Genomic DNA, 21,552 nt, shown 5'->3' with positions numbered 1-21,552 from the left:
CAAGAAACCGAAAGCCCTGATCAAAAATTAAAACCCTCTGCGCAATAGGGAACGTGCCTGCGCCGACGGTGGTCGGGGCGCACGACAGGGGGTTGTTCATTTTCGGTTCACTCATCCTGAGCACCTGTAGTCCTTGTTCGTCAGCGCCTCAACTGGCGCGAAGCAACTCGCTCGCCACATCCTGGATCAGGGTGCGCAGGCTGGCGACGTCGCCGCTGAGGCTGCGGTCGCGCGACCAGATCATGTCCACCGTGAACACCGGAAAGCCCATCGGCGGCTGGCATTGCATCACCCCCTCGGGGATACGCAGGTGCGCGAGCAGACGCGCCGGCAGCGACACGGTGGCGGGCACCGCCGCGAGTATGTTGACGCAGGCCTGGTAGCCATTGGCGCGCACCAGCACGTTACGGGTGCGACCGATCTTCTCCAGCCAGCCATCGACCATGTTTTTTTCCGAGATCCACGGCGTGGGAAAAACGTGCGCCGATTGACAGAATTCGTCCAGGCTCATGACCCCCGGCTGAGCCAGGCCCCGCTCGCTGGTCAAGCAGACGAATCCGTCACTGAGCACCGGCTGCCATTGCAGTTCCGGATGCAACTGGTGGTAGCTGGGGCCAAAGCCGATGGCCAGGTCGATATCACCGGCGATCAGCCGATCCACCGGCAGGTCGCGACTCAGCCGCTCCAGGTGCAGCGAGGTGTTGGCGTGGCTGCGCGACAGGCTGGCCAAGGCCTGTGGCAAAAAGGCCAACTCGAAGTACTCCGGCGCGCACAGACGCCAGATCCGTGGCATGGCCACCCCATCGGCGGATGCATCGGCTTCGGCGCAGCGGTTGACCGATTCGATCACCACGCGCAGGTACGGGGCGATCTTTTCTGCCTTGGCCGTGGGCTGCAGCAAGCCTTGCGACGAGGCGAACAGGGTGTCGTCGAAGCATCCGCGCAGGCGCTTGAGGCAGTAGCTCACGGTCGGTTGGCTGACATTCATCAGTTCGGCCGTGCGCTTGGCGCTGCGGTGTTCCAGCAGGTTGAGAAACACCACGATGTCCTGCAGGTCGAGCTGCTTCAGGTAATTGCTGTGCAGCACGCACAGGTCTCCTCGCCAATGAGATTCATGGGATGGGTTCGCCATCTTCGGGCAGCGCCGCCAGCATGCGCTTGAGCATGCGTGCCAACGCCTCGCGCTCCTCCGGCGCCAGGGAAGAGAGAAACTGGTTCTGCAGCGCGGTATGGCTGCCGACAGCCTGCTCGATGCTGTGCAGGCCCTGGGCGGTGAGCGCCACCTTGTAGCTGCGCTTGTCGGCGGCGTCATGGAGTTGTTCGATCATGCCGGCGTCCTTGAGCCGGTTGAGGCGGTTGGTCATCGCCCCAGAGGTGATCAGCAGTGAGTTGTACAGTTCGGTCGGCGTGAGTTGATAGGGCGCACCGGCACGGCGCAGCGTCGCCATTACATCGAACTCACCCTCCTTGAAACCGTATTGTTCCAGCACCGCGCCGCGCCGGCGCTCCAGGTGCTTCTGCAGGCGCGCCATGCGCCCGAACACCTCCATGGACGAGGCGTCCACCGAGGGCATCGCCTGCGCCCACTGCGCGACGACGAAATCGACATGATCTTTCATTGCGTCACCGTTCGTTCACCCTGAACTGTATGGGCCATATCCCTGCCATCACCTGGCGCTTCCCAAGTATCTTAACGTTAAGTTATCTTGATATGCACGAGTTATGAACCGGGAGAGGACATGGCGTTCTTCGAACACGACCGAAATCGCGATCGCGACATTCACGCCGGGTCCGGCGTCACTGCGCGATTGCCGCGCGGCCGGGGCACTACCGACCGGCCTGGGCGCAATGCGCTGGCGGTGCCGCTGAGCCTGGGGCGCCGCGCAATCGTACCCGACCTGCGCGTCGACAGCGCGCCGATCGCCTCGAAATACGCTCGGCCACTCTCCCGGGACAGTGCCCACGTACACCTCAATACCCTTGCAGGTCACCCTCATGTCTTCAACGTTTCCCATGCCCCGGCAGTCCACCGGGCACGTTCTGGTTTCCTGCAGGAGTTGCACTGAAATGGGCGATACCCCTTCCAAAGCCTGCGTGGTGGTCCTGGCGCTGCTGGTGGGCATCAACCTGCGGCCGATCATGGCCTCGATCGGACCGTTGCTGGATGTGCTGCAGGCCGACCTGGGCCTGAGCAACCTGCAGGGCGGCCTGCTGACCACGCTGCCGGTGATGATGATGGGCCTGTTCGCCCTCGCCGGCCCGTGGCTGCAACGCCGGGTCGGCGAGGTCAGGGGCGTGGCCATGGGCATGACCCTGATCGCGGCGGCCTGCGCGGTGCGCACCTATGTCGAGTCGTCCGCCGCGCTGATCGCCAGCGCCGCTGTGGGCGGGATTGGCATCGCCGTGATCCAGTCGCTGATGCCGGCCTACATCAAGCGCAATCATCCGCACAGCGCCGGTATGCTCATGGGCCTGTTCACCACGGGCATCATGGCCGGGGCGGCGCTGGCCGCAGCCCTGGCCGCACCCAGCGCCGGCATGCTGGGCTGGAACCTGACCCTGGGTTATGCCGCGTTGCCGGCGATGATCGCCTTGATCGCCTGGCTGCTGGCGGCCGGCCATGTACACGGCCAGGCGTCGGCCGCTGCACTGCCCTGGCGCAGCGGCCGTGCCTGGTTGCTGTTGGTGTTCTTCGGGATCGGAACCGGGGCCTACACGCTGGTGCTGGCCTGGCTGCCACCGTTCTTCGTCGAGCTGGGCTGGCCGGCGAAAAGCGCCGGTTATCTGCTGGGCGCGCTGACGATCACCGAGGTCATCGCCGGGCTGTTGGTGTCGGCGCTGATTCACCGTTATCCGGATCGCCGCCGGCCTTTGGCACTGGTGATCCTGCTGCTGATCGGCGGCCTGCTGTGCCTGATGACCGCGCCGCTGACACTGTACCTGCTGGCCGTGCTGTGCCTGGGGCTGGGCATCGGCGCACTGTTCCCACTGTCGCTGATCGTGACCCTCGACCGCGCCCGCTCGCCGGCCGAAGCCGGATCGCTGCTGGCCTTCGTGCAAGGCGGCGGCTACCTTATCGCCGCGAGCATGCCCGTGGTGGCCGGGGTGGTACGCGACCAACTCAGCTCTTTGCACTGGGCCTGGGCAGTGATGGCGATAGGTGCCGGGCTGCTGCTGGTCCTGAGCACCTGGCTACGCCCGGTGAGCCCTGAGCGCACCCTGGCACACGCCTGACGCCGAGCGATCAGGGCCACTCGCGGTCCTGATCGCCTGGTGCTGAATATGAAATCCAATCGATCTTTCAGGTCGATGGCGGCCGCTGTGGGCGCTACGGCTCGAACCCTTCCACGATGATGACCTCGGCCATGGCCGCGCCGTGCCGATACTGGCAGGCGTCCTGATAGAGATCCGACCGATAGCAGGCCAACGCCTGCTCGTACGAATCGAACTCGATCACCACGCTGCGTTGCGGTGTGGTCCTTCCCTCCAACGCCTCGCTCTGGCCCCCCCGGGCCAGAAAACGTCCGCCGTAAGCCGCGAACGCCGCAGGCGCGCGCTGGGTGTACTGCTGATACTGCTGCGGGTCGGTGACCTCTACGTGGGCGATCCAATAGGCCTTCATCCAGCGCGCTCCTCTTAGGGTGATTTATGTATTATGGTATACCACAATACTCCACCGATCATCGCGAGCGTGCAACATGGCCTTCAACCGCATCGAAGAACTTCTCGAAGACTACCGCCAGGGCAAGATGGTCCTGCTGGTGGACGATGAAGACCGGGAAAACGAAGGCGACCTGCTGATCGCCGCCGAATGCTGCAACGCCCAGGTCATCAACTTCATGGCGCGCGAAGCACGCGGGCTGATCTGCCTGACCCTCACCGACGAGCACTGCCAACGCCTGGGCCTGGAACAGATGGTGCCCAGCAACGCCAGCGCCTTTGGCACGGCGTTCACGGTGTCGATCGAGGCGGCCAGCGGCGTCACCACCGGCATCTCCGCCGCCGACCGGGCGCGCACCGTGGCCGCCGCCATGGCCGCCGATGCCCGCCCTGAAGACCTGGTGCAGCCCGGTCATATCTTTCCCCTGCGGGCCCGCGAGGGCGGTGTGCTGACCCGCGCTGGCCACACCGAAGCCGGCTGCGACCTGGCGCGCCTGGCCGGCTTCGCCCCAGCCTCGGTGATCGTCGAAGTGCTCAACGACGACGGCAGCATGGCGCGGCGCCCGGACCTGGAGCGCTTCGCCGCCCAGCACGGCATCAAGATCGGCACCATCGCCGACCTGATCCACTACCGCCTGAGCACCGAGCAGACCGTCAAACGCATCGGCGAACGCGAACTGCCGACCGTGCATGGCACCTTCCGCCTGGTCACTTTCGAGGACCGCATCGAAGGCGGCGTGCACATGGCCATGGTCATGGGCCAGATCCACCGCGAGCAACCGACCCTGGTGCGTGTGCATGTCATCGATCCCCTGCGCGACCTGGTCGGCGCCGAGTATGCCGGCCCTGCCAACTGGACCTTGTGGGCGGCGTTGCAACGGGTGGCCGCCGAAGGCAGCGGTGTGGTGGTGGTGCTGGCCAATCACGAATCGTCCCAGGCCCTGCTCGAACGGGTGCCGCACCTCATCCAGGCGCCTCGGCCGTACCAGCGTGGGCAAACCAAGGTGTACTCGGAGGTCGGCACCGGGGCGCAGATCCTGCAGGACCTGGGCGTGGGCAAGCTGCGCCATCTGGGGCCGCCGCTCAAATATGCCGGGCTGGCCGGGTATGAACTGGAAGTCGTGGAGAGCGTGCCATTCGAGCCCACTATGCTCGCGTGAGGGGGTGACGCAGTGATGGCCGGTCGCCAACTCCCCCTTGCGAAAAGTTTGGAATACCATAATATGATATCCCGTAGACCTTAATGCTACCGGCCGTGCCTACACTCACACCACGGCCAGATTCCACTCCAAATAGCGGCTCCCGAATACAATGGGCGGGCGCGACACAGCCCCGCCTCGAATAACAAAAGTCACGAGGGCGTAACCATGCTGTTGAGTAAACGCGTCACCGCAGTGCTGTCCGCCAGCCTGCTGTCCCTGGCCTGCCAGACCACCCAGGCCGCCGACAGCCTGAACTTCGTCAGTTGGGGCGGGACCACCCAGGACGCCCAGAAACAGGCATGGGCCGACCCCTTCAGCAAGAGCAGCAACATCAAGGTCGTGCAGGACGGCCCCACCGACTACGGCAAGCTCAAGGCCATGGTCGAAAGCGGCAACGTGCAGTGGGACGTGGTCGATGTGGAAGCGGATTTCGCCCTGCGCGCGGCCAGCGAAGGCCTGCTCGAACCGCTGGACTTCAACACCCTCCAGCGCGACAAGATCGACCCGCGCTTCGTCTCCGACCACGGCGTCGGTTCGTTCTTCTTCTCCTTCGTGCTCGGCTACAACGAAGGCAAGCTCGGCGCCAACAAGCCGGTGGACTGGAGCGCGCTGTTCGACACCCAGACCTATCCAGGCAAACGCGCCCTGTACAAGTGGCCAAGCCCCGGCGTGCTGGAGCTGGCCCTGCTGGCCGATGGCGTCCCGGCCGACAAGCTCTACCCGCTCGACCTGGACCGCGCCTTCAAGAAGCTCGACACCATCAAGAAAGACATCGTCTGGTGGGGCGGCGGTGCCCAGTCGCAGCAACTGCTGGCCTCCGGCGAAGCGACCCTGGGGCAGTTCTGGAATGGCCGGCTCTATGCCCTGCAGCAAGACGGCGCGCCGGTAGGCGTGAGCTGGAAACAGAACCTGGTCATGGCCGACTTCCTGGTCATTCCCAAAGGCGCCAAGAACAAGGACGCGGCCATGAAGTTCCTGGCCAACGCCAGCAGTGCCAAAGGCCAGGCCGACTTCGCCAACGCCACCGCCTACGCCCCGGTCAACCTCGACAGCATCCAGCGCCTGGACCCGCAACTGGCACCTAACCTGCCGACCGCCCACGCCCAGGATCAGGTGACGCTCGACTTCGCCTACTGGGCCAAGAACGGCCAGGCCATCGCCGCGCGCTGGAACGAGTGGCTGGTCAAATGAAAGTCGCCATCAATGCCCTGCATAACGCCCAAGGTGCCGACCCCGGCACCCCGCGGGCGGCCTTGCGCCGCGTGCCCCTGAGCCAGCGCTGGCGGGGCAGCGGCAACCTGCTGCCGGCGCTGCTGTTCCTCGGCCTGTTCTTCTTCGTGCCGCTGATCGGCCTGCTGCTGCGCGGCGTGCTGGAGCCGGTGCCGGGGCTGGGCAACTACGAACAACTGTTCGCCAACTCCGCCTACGCCCGGGTGCTGTTCAACACCTTCTCGGTAGCCGGCCTGGTGACGTTGATCAGCGTGCTGCTGGGCTTTCCGCTGGCGTGGGCGATCACCCTGGTGCCGCGTGGCTGGGGTCGCTGGCTGCTGAACATCGTGCTGCTGTCGATGTGGACCAGCCTGCTGGCGCGCACCTACTCCTGGCTGGTGCTGCTGCAGGGCTCGGGGGTGGTCAACAAGCTGCTGATGGCCCTGGGCATCATCGACGCCCCGCTGGAGATGGTGCACAACCTCACCGGCGTGGTGATCGGCATGAGCTACATCATGATCCCGTTCATCGTCCTGCCCTTGCAGGCGACCATGCAGGCCTTGGACCCGATGGTGCTGCAGGCCGGTTCGATCTGCGGCGCCAGCCCCTGGACCAACTTCTGGCGGGTGTTCATTCCGCTGTGCCGCTCGGGGCTGTTCTCCGGTGCGCTGATGGTGTTCGTGATGTCGCTCGGTTACTACGTCACCCCGGCCCTGCTGGGCGGTGCGCAGAACATGATGCTGCCTGAGTTCATCATCCAGCAGGTGCAGTCGTTCCTGAACTGGGGCCTGGCCAGCGCCGCGGCGGCATTGCTGGTGGCCATCACCCTGGTGCTCTTCTACCTGTACCTGAAGCTGCAGCCGGAATCCCCGGTCGGCAACGCGAGGTAATCCGTCATGCTCCTGTCCCCCAACGCCATGGGTCGTGCGCTGCGCACGGGCCTGTACCTGACCACCGGGATCATCGCCGCCTTCCTGCTGCTGCCGGTGGTGTTCATCGTGCTGCTGTCGTTCGGCTCCTCGCAGTGGCTGGTGTTCCCGCCGCCCGGCTGGACCGTCAAGTGGTACACCCAGTTCTTCTCCAACCCCGAGTGGATGGACGCCGCCCTGGCCAGCCTCAAGGTCGCCGTGCTCACCACCATCGCCGCCGTGGCCCTGGGCCTGCCCACCGCCTTCGCCTTGGTGCGTGGGCGTTTCCCCGGGCGCGAAATGCTCTACGGTCTGTTCACCCTGCCCATGATCGTGCCTTTGGTGATCATCGCCGTGGCGGTCTACGCGCTGTTTCTCAAGCTCGGCTACACCGGCACGCTGTTCGCCTTCGTGGTCAGCCATGTGATCGTCGCCCTGCCCTTCACCATCATCTCGATCATCAACTCGCTGAAGCTGTTCGATCAGTCGATCGAGGATGCAGCGGTGATCTGTGGCGCCTCGCGACTGCAGGCGGTGTTCAAGGTGACCTTCCCGGCGATCCGCCCCGGCATGATCGCCGGCGGACTGTTCGCCTTCCTGGTGTCCTGGGATGAAGTGGTGCTCAGCGTGATGATGGCCAGCCCTGACCTGCAGACCCTGCCGGTGAAGATGTGGACCACCCTGCGCCAGGACCTGAGTCCGGTGATCGCCGTGGCTTCGACCTTGCTGATCGGCCTGTCGATCCTGGTCATGGTCATCGCCAGCGCCCTGCGCCGTCGCAACGAAATCAACGCCTGAGTGCCGGAGACAACAACCATGAGTGCAGTCATCCAAGACACCGCGCAGGCCAAGACCCTGGTCAGCCTGCGCAACCTGAACAAGCACTACGGCGACTTCGCCGCGGTCGACGACATCAGCCTGGACATCCAGGACGGCGAGTTCCTCACCTTCCTCGGCTCCAGCGGCTCGGGCAAGTCCACCACGCTGTCGATGCTGGCCGGTTTCGAGACGCCCAGCAGCGGGCAGATCCTGGTCGACGGCCAGTCGCTGGTCAACGTGCCGCCGCACAAGCGCGACATCGGCATGGTGTTCCAGCGCTACTCGCTGTTCCCGCACCTGAGCGTGCGCGACAACATCGCGTTCCCGCTGACCATCCGCAAGCTGGCCAGCGCCGAGATCGCCAAGCGCGTGGACGCCATGCTCAAGCTGGTGCAATTGGAATCGTTCGCCCATCGGCGCCCGGCGCAACTGTCCGGCGGCCAGCAACAGCGCGTGGCCATTGCTCGGGCGCTGGTGTACGAGCCGCGCATCCTGCTGATGGACGAACCGCTCGGCGCGCTGGACAAGAAACTGCGCGAAGACCTGCAGGACGAGTTGCGCCAGTTGCACCGGCGCCTGGGCATCACCATCGTCTACGTGACCCACGACCAGGAGGAGGCGATGCGCCTGTCCCAGCGCATCGCCATCTTCAGCCACGGCAAGATCGTCGGCCTGGGCAGCGGCTATGACCTCTACCAGAATCCGCCCAATGCGTTCGTTGCGTCGTTCCTGGGTAACTCCAACTTCCTGCGGGTCAGCGCCACCGGTCATGGTGCGGCGACCTTCGAAGGCCAACCCTTGGCGATCCGCCTGACCGCAGGGCTCGCCGCTGGCCAGCCGGCGCTGGTGATGGTGCGGCCGGAGAAGGCGTTGGCACTGAGCAGCGAGCAGGCGAGCCGCGAGCCACTGCCAGCAGGCTGGAACGAGGTCGAGGCCAAGGTCGGCGAACTGTTGTTCCTCGGCGAGAGCCAGACCTGCCATGTGCACACCGACGGTGGTACCGCGATGACGGTCAAGGCGCTGTCGGCGGCCGGCATGCCGATGCGCCCCGGTGACCGGGTGAAGGTGCGCTGGGCGGTGGCCGATGCGTGCGTCTACACCCAATGGGCCGAGAGCGACCTGAGCAAAGCGGCCGGCGCACACTGAGCCGCACGGGGCCTGAAGCTGAAAGACGGCGCGCGCGGGTAAGCACCGTCTTTCAGATCACCGCTGCACGGCTACGGCAAGTCTTCCCAGGACCGCTCATCCTGCCCTAGTCTTGTGCACCGAACCCTGATCGCATCCGGCGATCGCACAGGGATCGAAGACACTCAGGAGATGAGATCGGATGAGCAAAAGCCCCTACGTTCCCCCGAAGGTGTGGAAGAACGATGCCGCCTCAGGTGGCCAGTTCGCCAGCACCAACCGCCCGATCGCCGGCCCCACCCATGAACGCGAATTGCCCGTGGGCGAGCAGCCGCTGCAACTGTATTCGTTGGCCACGCCCAATGGCGTGAAGGTCACCATCATGCTCGAAGAGCTGCTGGCCCTGGGGCATGCCGGCGCCGAGTACGACGCCTGGCTGATCCGCATCGGCGAGGGCGATCAGTTCTCCAGCGGCTTCGTGCAGGTCAACCCGAATTCGAAGATCCCCGCCCTGCTCGACCGCAGCGTCGAGCCGCCCGTGCGGGTGTTCGAATCCGGCTCGATCCTGTTGCACCTGGCGGAAAAATTCGGCGCCTTGCTGCCTGCCAACCCGGCAGCGCGCACCGAAACCTTGAACTGGCTGTTCTGGCAGATGGGCTCGGCACCTTACCTGGGCGGCGGTTTCGGGCATTTCTACGTGTATGCACCGGAGAAGATCGAATACGCCATCAACCGCTTCAGCATGGAAGCCAAGCGTCAGTTGGACGTCCTGGAACGACGCCTGGCCGAAAGCCCGTTCCTGGGTGGGGAACACTACAGCATCGCCGACATCGCGGTGTGGCCGTGGTACGGGCAATTGGTGCGTGGCAACTTGTACGGCGCGGCCGAATTCCTCTCGGTGCAGGACTACCCCAACGTGCAGCGCTGGGCCGACAGCATCGCCGCACGCCCGGCGGTGCAGCGTGGCACCCGGGTCAATCGCACCTGGGGCGAGCAAGACAGCCAGGTACCGGAGCGCCATTCGGCGGCGGACCTGGACTGAGTCACCCGCCAGGGCCGCACCGGCGGCCCTGGCTGAGCCGCTTCACCCCAGGCGGTGCCATTCGCGCTTGTCGCGGGTGAGCAATTCGTCACCCGCCTCGGGGCCATCTTCGCCCGCCGCATACTCGTGCACCTCACCGCCTTTGGCCCAGGCGTCGAGGAAGGGCTGCACCGCACGCCAACCGTTCTCGATGTTGTCGGCGCGCTGGAACAGCGTCTGGTCACCGGTCAGGCAGTCGTAGATCAGGGTTTCGTAGCCGGTGGCCGGGGTCATCTTGAAGAAGTCCTTGTAGGCGAAACCCAGCTCGACGTTCTCCATCACCAGCTCCGGGCCGGGGCGCTTGGCCTGCAGGTCGAACCACATGCCCTCGTTCGGCTGGATCTGGATCTTCAGGTAGTTGGGCTTGGGCCGCTCCAGCGCCGACTCGCGGAACTGCGCATAAGGGGCCGGCTTGAAGCAGATGGCGATCTCGGTGTCGCGCACGCTCATGCGCTTGCCGGTGCGCAGGTAGAACGGCACGCCGGCCCAGCGCCAGTTGTCGATCATCACCTTCAGCGCCACGTAAGTCTCGGTACGGCTGTCTTTATCGACGTTGCTTTCCTGGCGGTAACCGGCCAGGCGCTTGCCAGCGCCGTACTGCCCGCGCACCGAGTTCTTCAGGGCCAGCTTCGGCGTCCAGGGTCGGATCGCGCCGATCACCTTGGCCTTTTCACCGCGAACCGCATCAGCGCCAAACGCCGCGGGCGGCTCCATCGCCACCATCGCCAGCAACTGGAACAGGTGGTTGGGCACCATGTCGCGCAACGCGCCGGTGCTGTCGTAGAACGCCCCGCGCGTCTCGACGCCAACGGTTTCGGCGGCCGTGATCTGCACATGATCGATGTAGTGGTTGTTCCAGAACGATTCGAACAGCCCGTTGGAGAAGCGGCTGACCAGAATGTTCTGCACCGTTTCCTTGCCCAGGTAATGGTCGATGCGGTAGATCTGCCGCTCGCTCATCACCTTCAGCAGGCACGCGTTGAGCGCCTCGGCGCTGGCCAGGTCGGTGCCGAAGGGTTTTTCCACCACCACCCGGCGGAAACCACCGCCGGACTCGTCGAGCAGCCCCGCTTCGCCCAGGCGCTGCGCCACTTCCGGGAAGAAGCGCGGCGAGGTGGCGAGGTAGAAAATCGCATTGCCGTGGCGGGTCTTGTCGATGCGCTTGCCCAAGGCCTGGTAGGTGGCCGGGTCGAGGAAATCGCCGGTCTGGTAGTCGAGGCGCTTGGCCAGGCGCGCCCAGAGGTCGGGATCGAGGCTGGGCGGTGCGCCCTCGCCGCCTTTGTCGCGGCCAGCCATGAAGGCATGCAGGCGTTCGGCGAATTGTTCGGCGCTGGCTTCGTTGTGGTCGACGCCGACGATGCGCAGGTTGCGGTCCAACAGGCCATCGCGACTGAGGTTGTACAGCGCCGGCATCAACAGGCGCTTGACCAGGTCGCCATTGGCGCCGAAGAGGAACAGCGTGCAGGGCGGTGCAGCGGGCGTGGTTCGTTTGCTCATGGGCGTTTGTTCTCGACGTGGCCACCGAAGCCCAGGCGCATGGCAGACAGCACCTTGTCACCGAAGGTGCCTTGCTGCTGGCGTGAGCGGAAGCGCGCGAACAGCGCGCTGGACAGCACCGGAACCGGCACCGCCTGTTCCACGGCGGCGTCCACCGTCCAGCGACCTTCGCCGCTGTCGGATACCGAGCCGCTGAACTGGGCCAATTGCGGGTCGGCCACCAAGGCGTCGGCGGTCAGGTCCAGCAGCCACGAGGTGACCACGCTGCCGCGCCGCCACACCTCGGCGATCTCGGCCACGTTCAGGTCGAAGCGCTGGTCTTCCGGCAGCTCGTTGCCACCTTTGCTGCGCAGCAGGTCGAAGCCTTCGGCGTAGGCCTGCATCAGGCCGTACTCGATGCCGTTGTGCACCATCTTCACGTAATGCCCGGCGCCGGGTGGACCGGCGTGGATGTAACCGTGTTCGGCACGCACCGGCTCGCCGCTGCGCCCGTGGGTGCGGGGAATGTCGCCGACGCCTGGGGCCAGGGCAGCGAACAGCGGCTCCAGGCGCTCGAACACCTCACGCTCGCCGCCGATCATCATGCAGTAGCCGCGCTCAAGGCCCCAGACGCCGCCGGAGGTGCCCACGTCCAGGTAATGCAGGCCGCGCGTGGCCAGTTCGGCGGCGCGGCGCATGTCATCCTTGTAGAAGGTGTTGCCGCCGTCGATGATCGCATCGCCCGGCTCAAGCAGATCGGCCAACTGCGCGATGGTCTGCTCGGTCGGCTCGCCGGCCGGCAGCATCACCCAGACGGCACGCGGCGCCTGCAGCGCCTGGACCATGGCGGCGAGGTCGTCAACGCCTTGCGCGCCGTCGCCGGCCAAGGCCGTGACCGCGTCGCGGTTGCGATCGTGCACCACCGTCTGGTGGCCGGCGCGCATCAGGCGCCTTGCAATGTTGCCGCCCATGCGGCCCAGCCCGACGATTCCCAGTTGCATGTGCCGATGCTCCCTCTTTGCGAATGAATGACAACGCGGTTCGGTAATTCAGGTTAGTCCAGCGCGCCGCCCCAGGGTTCACCGACGAACGGCATGACCACGATAAACAAAAAAGTTCCCATCGCCTGGCAAAGAATTCAAAATGCGCGCCGCACGAAGCGTCTACGCTTACTACCGTCACCAGCCAAACTGCGAGGTGTACTCATGGGTACCGTCATGCCTGCCACCGCCACCCAGACCCTCTACGTCACCGTACGCCGCGACGAACTGCGTCAGCTTCGCGACGAGCGTGATCAACTGCGCGCGCAGGTGGCCCAGCTCAACCTGATGCTCGAAGAAGCTCGCCTGAACGGCAAACTGCCCCAGTTCTGACCCTCATGCACTGTTTCGGGGCCTGATCAGGCCCCATCGCCTTATTTCACGCCCTCCTCTCGCGCCTCGTTCCGCTCCCTTTCCGGGCACCTCCAACGGCGCGTGCTCTGCCGCCAACGTTTGCGCAGATCAACGGTCATGGAAAATGTGACCGGCGGGTCACCGCCGCTACCTTTCGTCACCTACACTCAGGCTCGGCCCGTGTTTTGCTGTGTCAGACGGTGAGTGCCACCTTTCGGCCCTCCCTCGACAACCAGTGAAGGCAGCTACTGCAAAATAAGTAGAACTTTCCAAAACATGGGTAGGTCAGCAACTAAGTAGGCCGCGCAAGAGGATCACCTCACGCGCCAGCCCGCCCACCCCAACCAGTCCAAACGCCCGCTCGACCGGACTTTCGAGCGCGCGGTGTTGCTGTGCACGACTCAGGGGCAAGGATCGCATCACGAACACCTGTAACAAAAGGCGAAAACCAATACGAGATAACGCGATGGGTGACGCACCCACCAGCGCAAGGGATGGAGAGAAGTAATGATCAGTGCCGCTGTCGAGCCTCATGTAGAACTGTTCAACCCCGATAATAGCGGGCCCCTGCCACCAGGGTTCGTCACGACAGGCAAGGCACCCGGTATCCAGCGCGGTCAGAACCCGCTCAAGCGCAAGGTGTTGTTCGTCACCTCGGAATTCGCCGATTTGGTCAAGACCGGCGGGCTGGGTGATGTATCCGCTGCCCTGCCCCGCGCCATGGCCCACCTGCACGACGTACGCGTGCTGATTCCCGGCTATCCGCAAGTGGTCGACAGTGACAACCCCATCCATATCGTCGGCGAACTGGCTGGCCATGCCGCGTTGCCGCCGTGCAAGATCGGCCGCATGGACCTGCCCGATGGCCTGGTCATCTATGTGCTGATCTGCCCCGAGCTGTACGAGCGTGAAGGCACCCCCTATGGCGCCAACAACGGTCGCGACTGGCCAGACAACCATATCCGCTTCGCCCGTCTGGGCCTGGCGGCTGCCGATATCGCCGCAGGCGAAGGCATGATGCACTGGCGCCCGGACCTGGTGCACGCCCACGACTGGCCAGCAGGCCTGGCGCCGGCGTACATGCACTGGCGCGGCCTGAATACCGCGACCTTGTTCACCATTCACAACCTGGCCTATCAGGGGGTGTTCAGCCGCGCCTGCAGCCCCGAGCTGGCCATCCCCGACCATGCCATGCAGCAGGAAGGCATGGAGTTCTACGGCAAGCTGTCGTTCCTCAAGGCGGGCCTGGCCTACTCCAGTCACATCACCACCGTGAGCGCCACCTACGCCCAGGAAATTACCACCCCCGAGTTCGGCTGCGGCCTGGACGGTTTCCTGGCCAGCAAGGCCCAGCAAGGCTTGCTCGGTGGGATCCCCAATGGCATCGACGAAAGCTGGGATTCGGCCACCGATACTCACCTGGAGCACAACTTCAGCCTCAACGACTGGGAAGGCAAGGCACGCAACGCCGATCAGGTGCGTGAACTGTTCGGCCTCGAACCGTCCGAAGGTCCGCTGTTCGCTGTGGTATCGCGCCTGGTCTACCAGAAAGGTCTGGACCTGACCTTGGGTGTGGCCGAAGACATCGTCCGTCAGGGCGGACAGATCGCGATCATCGGTCGCGGCGAGCCGGAGGAAGAGCAGGCCATGCGCGAGCTGGCCCTGCGTCACCCGGGCCGCATCGGCGTGCGCATCGGCTTCAACGAAACCGACGCCCGCCGCATGTTCGCCGGCAGCGACTTCCTGCTCATGCCGTCGCGCTACGAGCCATGCGGACTCAGCCAAATGTACGCCCAGCGCTTCGGCTCGCTGCCGGTGGCGCGCAACACCGGTGGCTTGGCTGACACCATCGAAGATGGCGTCACGGGCTTCCTGTTCAACGAGTCGACCGTGGACAGCTACCGCGAAGCGCTGAGCCGGGCATTTTACGTGCATGCCCATAAAGACCTGCTCAACGCCATGCGCTGCCTGTCCATGACTCAACCCTTCAATTGGTGCCAGGCGGTGGAACCCTATGCCCGCCTGTACGAGGAACTGGTCTGCCAGGCACACGCCGGCGCCTACTGACAACGAGGTGTGAAGATGCACAGGCATGGCGCACATTCAATGGACGCCACGTCGGCGCGCTTCGCCCTCTGGGCGCCGGACGCGCGCAACGTGAGCGTGGAAATCCAAGGGCAGCCAGCGGTCACGCTGCTGCCCAAGCACGATGGCTGGTTCGCCGGCATCGCCCCTTGCACACCGGGTGACCGTTACTTCTTCAAGATCGACGATGAGCTGAAAGTGGCCGATCCGGCCTCTCGCTATCAGCCCGAAGGCGTGCACGGCCCCAGTGAAATCGTCGAACTGTCTCACTACTCCTGGGAGCACCCCTGGCAAGGCCGGCCTTGGCACGAGGCCGTGATTCAGGAACTGCACGTGGGCGTGCTGGGTGGGTACAAAGGCGTGGCCCAGCAACTGCCGCGCCTGGCCGAACTGGGTATCACCGCCATTGAGTTAATGCCCGTCAACCAGTTTCCCGGCGAGCGCAACTGGGGTTATGACGGCGCCCTGCCCTTCGCCCCGCAGCATACCTATGGTTCGCCCGCCGATCTCTGCCACTTGGTCGACCAGGCCCACGGCCACGGCCTGATGGTCATGCTCGACGTGGTCTACAACCACTTCGGCCCCGACGGCAATTTCCTGCCCCAGTACGCCAGCACCTTCTTCCGGGAGGATCGCCAGACCCCCTGGGGCGCGGCCATTGATTTCCGCCGCCCCGAAGTGCGCGAATTCTTCATTCAGAACGCGCTGATGTGGCTATGCGACTACCGCATCGATGGTCTACGCCTGGATGCGGTGCACGCGATCGATCAGCCCGATTTCCTCGTCGAACTGGCCGCGCGCGTGCGCGAAGCGGTCGAACCAGGCCGACAGGTCTGGCTGGTGCTGGAGAACGAACATAATCAGGCAGCGCTACTGGAACAAGGCTTCGACGCCCAGTGGAACGACGATGGCCACAATGCCTTGCATGTGCTGCTCACCGATGAAACCGAAGGTTACTACGAAGACTACAAGGACCAGCCCATCGCCAAGCTCGCGCGCTGCCTGGGCGAAGGCTTCGTGTTTCAGGGCCAGCCCAACCGCAAGGGCGAACCGCGAGGCGAGCCCAGCGGCCATTTGCCACCCAGCGCCTTCGTGCTGTTCCTGCAAAACCACGACCAGATCGGCAACCGGGCGCTGGGCGAGCGCTTGACGCGCCTGTGCCCGCCCCAGGCACTGCGCGCCGCGACAGGGCTGTTGCTGTTGTCGCCGATGATCCCGCTGCTGTTCATGGGCGACGAGGAAGGCAGTTGCCGACCCTTCCTGTTCTTCACCGACTTCCACGACGAACTGGCCGATGCCGTTCGCGAAGGCCGTCGCGCCGAATTCGAACACTTCGCCGCGTTCGCCGACCCGGAAAAACGCGAGCATATTCCCGACCCTAATGCGTTGGACACCTTCACCGCCTCGCATCCCGCCGGCAAGCAGGTGCTCGCCGGCTGGCATGGTCTGTATCACCAACTGCTGCATATCCGCCAGCGCGCGCTGATGCCACGCCTGGTCGGCAGTCACGCCCTGGGCGCTGAGGTCATCGGCGAAAAGGCCCTCACAGCGCGCTGGCGCCTGGGCGATGGCAGTGAGCTGCGAATCGATCTGAACCTTGGGCCAGCGGCGCAGCCCATAACCTTACCGGGCGCCGACTCGCGCCTGTTCGACAGCAGCGACAACGCCCACCCGGATTCCACCCTGGCCGCCTATAGCTGTGTGGTCAGTCTGCTTGCCCCTCGCCAGGAGACGCCATGAGCGATACGCCGCTGCACCGCCTCGCCGCCCGCGCAGGCCTGGCCCGTGACTGGACCGATGCCAACGATCGCCCGCAACGCGTTACCGATGAAGCCCTGCGCGGTGTCCTGCAGGGCCTGGGATTGCCTGCCGAAGACGACGCCACCATCGAGCGCAGCCTGGCTGCGCTGGATGAGGCACATGACAGCGACCATCTCCCGCCCCTGCTGACGGTGGACCTGGAAAAGCCCTTGGCGCTCAAGCGCTGGTTCACGGCCGACAGCGCGGTGCGCTGTTCGCTCGAAGACGGCACCTCGCTCACGCTCACGCTCGACGCCCAGGCGCAGTTGCCCGGCGAGCTGCCGATCGGCTATCACCGTCTCGACATTGACGGGCGCACCTTTACCGTGGCCGTCGCCCCTGCGCGCTGCTATAGCCTCACGGACGTGGTCGAGCAACAGCCCCCCCGCTGCTGGGGATTGTCGGCGCAACTCTACAGCTTGCGTCGCCCGGGCGATGGCGGCTTCGGCGACTGCCTGGCGCTGGAGCAATTTGCCCGCAGCGCCGCCGAGCGCGGCGCCGACGCCTTGGCGATCAGCCCGATTCACGCCTTGTCGCTGTTCGACCAACAACATTTCAGCCCCTATTCCCCCTCCAGCCGCCTGCTGCTCAACTACCTCTACGCCAGCCCTTCGGTGGTGCTGGGCGAACGAGAGGTGCGCATGGCCGCTGAGATGGCTGGGCTCACCGAAAGCCTGGAAGACCTGGAACAGCAAGCGCTGGTCGATTGGCCGCGTGCCGCCGATGTGCGGCACAAGCTGCTCAGGACGCTCTATGAAGAGTTCAGCAAGGGTGACCATCCCCTGCGTTCGGACTTCGACAGCTTCCGCGATGCTGCAGGCGATGCCCTGGAGCAGCATTGCCGTTTCGAAGTGCTGCAGGCCGAAGCCGTGGAGCAGGGTCTGGGCGCCGATTGGCGTGAATGGCCCGATGCCTGGAGTCAACCCGACGCCGCCGAAGTCGAGGCGATGGCCGCCGCGTATCCTGCGCAAGTGGAGTTTCAAGCATTCTGCCAATGGTTGACCGAGCGCAGCCTGCAACGCGCCCAACAAGCGGCCAACGGCAGTGGCATGCGCGTGGGCCTGATCGCCGATCTGGCGGTCGGCGCCGACGGTGGCGGCAGCCAGGCCTGGAGCCGTCAGGACGAACTGCTCGCCGAGCTCACCGTCGGCGCACCGCCGGACATTCTCAATCGCTCCGGGCAGGACTGGGGCATCAGCGGCTTCTCGCCCGAGGGCCTCAAGCGCAACGGCTTTCGCGCCTTCATCGAAATGCTGCGGGCCAACATGGCCCATGCCGGCGGCCTGCGCATCGACCATGTCATGGGCCTGCGCAGACTGTGGCTGATCCCCAGAGGCGCCACACCCAAGCAAGGCGCCTACGTCGAGTACCCGTTCGACGACATGCTGCGGCTGCTGGCGCTCGAATCGGTGCGCAACCAGACCATCATCCTCGGCGAAGACCTGGGCACCGTGCCTGAAGGCCTGCGCGAGCGCCTGGCCGACAAGGCCGTGCTGGGCATGCGCGTACTGCCCTTCGAGCAGAGTTCCACGGGCCATTTCAAGCCGCTGTTAGACTGGCCCGATTCAGCCCTGGCCACCACCGGCACCCACGATCTGTCACCGCTGGCCGGCTGGCTCAAGGCCCGCGACATCGACTGGAATCACCGCCTGGAACTGATCGACGCCGCCACCGAGTCGCATTGGCGGCAGGATCGCGAACAGGAAATTCATGGCCTGCGCCGTACCTTGGAATCCAACTACGGTCACTTGAAGGATAACGACGCCTTGATCGACGCTGCCATCCGCTATGTCGGCCACACCCGCGCCCCGCTGGTGCTGGTTCCGCTCGAAGACCTGCTGGGCTTGGAAGAGCAGCCCAACCTGCCCGGCACCACCGATGGGCACCCTAACTGGCGACGGCGCTTCGAGCGTCCGGTGACCGAATTGCTGGATGACGAACACGCCGCCCGCCGCCTGGAATTGCTGGCCCAAGCGCGGGTCCAGGCCGGGGAGCGCGACCGATGAACGCCTTGACTGCGACCCAACGCCTGCAATTTCACAGCGACTTCACCCTCGACGATGCCGTGCCCTTGGTGCCCTATTTCGCTCGATTGGGCATCAGCCACCTGTACGCCTCGCCCATTCTCAAAGCCCGCGCCGGTTCCCGGCACGGTTACGATGTGGTCGACCCGACCCTGGTCAATCCGGAACTGGGCGGCGAGGCCGCACTGCTGCGCCTGGTGGCTGCCCTGCGCGAGCACGGCATGGGGCTGATCCTCGACACCGTGTCCAACCACATGGCGGTCGGCGGCGCGGACAATCCTTGGTGGCAAGACTTGCTGGCCTGGGGGCGGCGCAGTCCCTACGCCGAGTTCTTCGATATCCAGTGGCATTCAAGCGATCCACTGCTAGCGGGCCAGTTGCTGCTGCCATTCCTGGGCAGCGACTACGGCGTCGCCCTGCAAAACGGCGAGCTGCCTCTGACCTTCGACGCCGAACGCGGCGTGCTGGAAGTCGAGCATCACGAGCACCGCTTCCCGATCTGCCCACTGGATTACGGACGCGTCCTCGGCCACAGCGACGACGCAGCGCTGCAGGCGCTGGGCAAGCGTTTCGACGCCCTGAACGACTCCACCCAACCGCTGGCCGAGGCAGCGCCTTTGCAAGCCGAGCTGGCCCAGTGCGTCAACCAAGGCGCCAGTCTCGACCGGGCGCTAAAAGCCTTCGACAGTCACACCGAAGACGGTTTCCAGCGCCTGCACTTGCTGCTCGAACGCCAGAGCTATCGCCTGGCCAGCTGGCGCACCGCTGCCGATGACATCAACTGGCGGCGCTTCTTTGACATCAATGAACTGGGCGGCCTGCGCGTGGAGCGCTCGGCGGTGTTCGAAGCCACCCATGCCAAGCTCTTCGAGCTGATCGAACGCGGCTTGGTGGACGGCTTGCGCATCGACCACATCGACGGCCTGGCCGATCCGCGCCGTTATTGCCGCAACCTGCGCCGCCGAGTGGATACCCTGCTGGCCAAGCGCCCTACCGAAGCGACGCTGCAGCACTTCCCGATCTATGTGGAGAAGATCCTCGGCACGGGCGAACACCTGCACCCGGATTGGCTCACCGATGGCACCACCGGCTATGAGTTCATGAACCAGGTGTCGCTGGTACAGCACGATCCGGCGGGCGAAGCGCCCTTGACCGAGCTCTGGCGCAGCGTGGCCGAGCGCCCCGAGTTCGACGAAGAAGTGCGCATTGCCCGGCGCCTGGTACTCAACGCCAGCCTGGCCGGCGACTGGGAGTCGGTGGCCCAGGCCTTGTTGCAGGTGGCGCGCGACGACCTGATGACCCGTGACCTGACCCTGGGCGCGATCCGCCGGGGCGTGCAGGCGCTGGTCGAGCACTACCCGGTCTATCGTACCTACATCAGCGCGTGTGGCCGTCCCGAGCAGGACGAACCCTTCTTCCAGCAGGCCATGGAAGGCGCCCGGCAATCGCTCAGCGAGGCCGATTGGCCGCTGCTGGAGCAGTTGCAACGCTGGCTCGGCGGCCAATCCTGGCGCGAACTGCCCGTTGGCCGTGCGCGCAAGCGCCTGCGTCACGCCTGCGTGCGCTTCCAGCAACTCACCGCCCCCAGCGCGGCCAAGGCCGTGGAGGACACCGCGTTCTACCGCAGCGCACGACTGCTCTCGCGCAACGATGTAGGCTTCGAGGCCGAGCGCTTCAGCGCGTCGCCGGCCGAGTTCCATAACGAGGCGCAGCGCCGCCTGCGCGACTTTCCCGACAATCTGCTGGCCACCGCGACCCACGATCACAAACGCGGCGAAGACTGCCGCGCGCGCCTGGCCGTGCTCAGCGAGCGCGGGCCATGGTTGGCCAGCCGCGTCGAACATTGGCGCGAACTGGCCCATTCGCTGCTGGACGGGCAGGACGACGGTCCGGCGCCGAGCCCTGCCGATGAAATGCTGCTGTTCCAGACGCTACTGGCCAGTTGGCCGCTGACGCTGGACCGCGACGACCGTGCAGGCTTGCAGGCGTTCGCCGAGCGGGTCGGCCAATGGCAGCGCAAAGCGCTGCGCGAAGCCAAGCTGCGCAGCAGTTGGGCCGCGCCGAACGAGGCGTATGAGCAGGCCTGTTCACGCTATCTCGAAGGCTTGCTGATCAGCGAGGACCACCAACACCTTCGCCATTCGCTGGCCGACGCCGCCGAGCGTATCGCCTGCCCCGGCGCGCTCAACGGCCTGGTGCAGAGCCTGTTGCGCATGACCACGCCGGGCGTGCCCGATCTTTACCAAGGCAACGAATACTGGGACCTGAGCCTGGTCGATCCGGACAACCGCCGGCCGGTGGATTACGCGGCTCGACATGCCAGCCTGGAGCACGAAGCACCGCTGCACGATCTGCTGACGCACTGGCGTGACGGACGTCTGAAACAATCGGTGATCGCCCGTGTACTGAACCTGCGCCGCGCCCATCCCGCCCTGTTCCAGCGCGGCGCCTACCTGCCGCTCAATGCCCAGGGCCGTCACGCCGACAAGGTGCTGGCCTTCGCCCGACTCGGCGAAGGAGAACGGGCAATTATCGTCGTGCCGCGTCTGGCCAGCGATCTGCTCGGTGCGGCCAGTATTCCGTTGATTGCGGCGCAGAACTGGGACGACACCCGCGTCATCCTGCCGTTTGCCGTTTCGCCTGCCACTTGCAGTGGACTTTTCCCAAACACCGTTGTCAGCCCTAGTAGGGAGCTGATGCTCAGCGAAGTGCTGTCGGAATGTCCGCTCAACCTGTTGATTGAACAAGCATGAAGATCAGGAGCGTCTA

At 65.2% G+C, this 21,552-nt stretch carries 18 protein-coding genes; 13 read left to right on the top strand and 5 right to left on the bottom strand.

Annotation, left to right across the window (positions count from 1 at the left end; genetic code table 11):
* Positions 1–148: 148 nt before the first annotated feature.
* Together Q6A47_RS11585 and Q6A47_RS11580 are read right to left on the bottom strand one after the other, a co-directional pair.
* Complete coding sequence (locus tag Q6A47_RS11585; RefSeq protein ID WP_116888067.1) at positions 149–1,087, bottom strand: LysR family transcriptional regulator; 939 nt, start codon at positions 1,085–1,087, stop codon at positions 149–151.
* A gap of 25 nt (positions 1,088–1,112) precedes the next feature.
* Complete coding sequence (locus Q6A47_RS11580) at positions 1,113–1,619, bottom strand: MarR family winged helix-turn-helix transcriptional regulator (RefSeq protein ID WP_029614061.1); 507 nt, start codon at positions 1,617–1,619, stop codon at positions 1,113–1,115.
* A 120-nt stretch (positions 1,620–1,739) separates the two neighbouring features.
* Between Q6A47_RS11580 and Q6A47_RS11575 the strand changes: the two genes are divergently transcribed.
* Both Q6A47_RS11575 and Q6A47_RS11570 read left to right on the top strand, forming a co-directional pair.
* Positions 1,740–2,066, top strand: a complete 327-nt coding sequence (locus Q6A47_RS11575; protein ID WP_162889513.1) for a hypothetical protein — start codon at positions 1,740–1,742, stop codon at positions 2,064–2,066.
* 1 nt (position 2,067) lies between these two features.
* Positions 2,068–3,234 (top strand): MFS transporter, encoded by a 1,167-nt coding sequence (locus tag Q6A47_RS11570; protein WP_304484379.1) that lies wholly within the window; start codon positions 2,068–2,070, stop codon positions 3,232–3,234.
* Between the two features lie 94 nt (positions 3,235–3,328).
* Here the strand turns inward: Q6A47_RS11570 and Q6A47_RS11565 are convergent, their stop codons facing one another.
* Positions 3,329–3,622 carry a DUF1330 domain-containing protein gene (locus Q6A47_RS11565; protein WP_029614062.1) on the bottom strand — a complete coding sequence of 98 codons (294 nt, stop codon included), beginning with the start codon at positions 3,620–3,622 and terminating at the stop codon, positions 3,329–3,331.
* Between the two features lie 76 nt (positions 3,623–3,698).
* On the opposite strand from Q6A47_RS11565, the gene ribBA reads away from it, so the two are divergent.
* The 6 genes from ribBA to yghU all read left to right on the top strand — a co-directional run bounded on the left by ribBA (position 3,699) and on the right by yghU (position 9,965).
* Positions 3,699–4,820, top strand: coding sequence for a bifunctional 3,4-dihydroxy-2-butanone-4-phosphate synthase/GTP cyclohydrolase II (gene ribBA / locus Q6A47_RS11560; protein WP_029614063.1), 1,122 nt, complete (start codon positions 3,699–3,701; stop codon positions 4,818–4,820).
* 207 nt (positions 4,821–5,027) lie between these two features.
* On the top strand, positions 5,028–6,053 hold the full coding sequence (locus tag Q6A47_RS11555) for a polyamine ABC transporter substrate-binding protein (RefSeq protein ID WP_039577262.1): 1,026 nt from the start codon (positions 5,028–5,030) through the stop codon (positions 6,051–6,053).
* Entirely contained in the window at positions 6,050–6,961 is a 912-nt protein-coding gene (locus Q6A47_RS11550; protein WP_029614065.1) for an ABC transporter permease, read from the top strand. The genes Q6A47_RS11555 and Q6A47_RS11550 overlap by 4 nt, the downstream gene beginning before the upstream one ends.
* Before the next feature lie 6 nt (positions 6,962–6,967).
* On the top strand, positions 6,968–7,777 hold the full coding sequence (locus Q6A47_RS11545; RefSeq protein ID WP_304484378.1) for an ABC transporter permease: 810 nt from the start codon (positions 6,968–6,970) through the stop codon (positions 7,775–7,777).
* A gap of 18 nt (positions 7,778–7,795) precedes the next feature.
* On the top strand, positions 7,796–8,944 hold the full coding sequence (locus Q6A47_RS11540) for an ABC transporter ATP-binding protein (RefSeq protein WP_039577258.1): 1,149 nt from the start codon (positions 7,796–7,798) through the stop codon (positions 8,942–8,944).
* 181 nt (positions 8,945–9,125) lie between these two features.
* On the top strand, positions 9,126–9,965 hold the full coding sequence (yghU, locus tag Q6A47_RS11535; RefSeq protein ID WP_116888062.1) for a glutathione-dependent disulfide-bond oxidoreductase: 840 nt from the start codon (positions 9,126–9,128) through the stop codon (positions 9,963–9,965).
* 42 nt (positions 9,966–10,007) lie between these two features.
* Here the strand turns inward: yghU and zwf are convergent, their stop codons facing one another.
* Together zwf and gnd are read right to left on the bottom strand one after the other, a co-directional pair.
* The gene (zwf, locus tag Q6A47_RS11530) at positions 10,008–11,501 is read right to left on the bottom strand and encodes a glucose-6-phosphate dehydrogenase (protein ID WP_029614068.1); all 1,494 of its coding nucleotides are present in this window, start codon (positions 11,499–11,501) and stop codon (positions 10,008–10,010) included.
* Complete coding sequence (gene gnd / locus Q6A47_RS11525; protein WP_275898092.1) at positions 11,498–12,529, bottom strand: phosphogluconate dehydrogenase (NAD(+)-dependent, decarboxylating); 1,032 nt, start codon at positions 12,527–12,529, stop codon at positions 11,498–11,500. The genes zwf and gnd overlap by 4 nt, the downstream gene beginning before the upstream one ends.
* A gap of 156 nt (positions 12,530–12,685) precedes the next feature.
* On the opposite strand from gnd, the gene Q6A47_RS11520 reads away from it, so the two are divergent.
* The 5 genes from Q6A47_RS11520 (at position 12,686) to Q6A47_RS11500 (ending at position 21,536) form a co-directional block, all read left to right on the top strand.
* On the top strand, positions 12,686–12,853 hold the full coding sequence (locus Q6A47_RS11520) for a DUF6026 family protein (RefSeq protein ID WP_162889512.1): 168 nt from the start codon (positions 12,686–12,688) through the stop codon (positions 12,851–12,853).
* A gap of 528 nt (positions 12,854–13,381) precedes the next feature.
* Positions 13,382–14,941 (top strand): glycogen synthase GlgA, encoded by a 1,560-nt coding sequence (gene glgA, locus Q6A47_RS11515; protein ID WP_039577250.1) that lies wholly within the window; start codon positions 13,382–13,384, stop codon positions 14,939–14,941.
* Between the two features lie 15 nt (positions 14,942–14,956).
* The gene (gene treZ / locus Q6A47_RS11510; protein ID WP_304484377.1) at positions 14,957–16,699 is read left to right on the top strand and encodes a malto-oligosyltrehalose trehalohydrolase; all 1,743 of its coding nucleotides are present in this window, start codon (positions 14,957–14,959) and stop codon (positions 16,697–16,699) included.
* Positions 16,696–18,765 (top strand): 4-alpha-glucanotransferase, encoded by a 2,070-nt coding sequence (gene malQ / locus Q6A47_RS11505; protein ID WP_304484376.1) that lies wholly within the window; start codon positions 16,696–16,698, stop codon positions 18,763–18,765. The genes treZ and malQ overlap by 4 nt, the downstream gene beginning before the upstream one ends.
* The gene (locus Q6A47_RS11500) at positions 18,762–21,536 is read left to right on the top strand and encodes a malto-oligosyltrehalose synthase (protein ID WP_304484375.1); all 2,775 of its coding nucleotides are present in this window, start codon (positions 18,762–18,764) and stop codon (positions 21,534–21,536) included. Before malQ ends, Q6A47_RS11500 begins: the two co-directional genes overlap by 4 nt.
* The last annotated feature ends 16 nt before the right edge of the window (positions 21,537–21,552 follow it).

This window comes from Pseudomonas boreofloridensis (assembly GCF_030580795.1).
GTDB lineage: Bacteria > Pseudomonadota > Gammaproteobacteria > Pseudomonadales > Pseudomonadaceae > Aquipseudomonas > Aquipseudomonas boreofloridensis.
The sequence above is the reverse complement of the archived record's forward strand: the minus strand, read 5'-3'. Positions and strand labels throughout refer to the sequence as shown.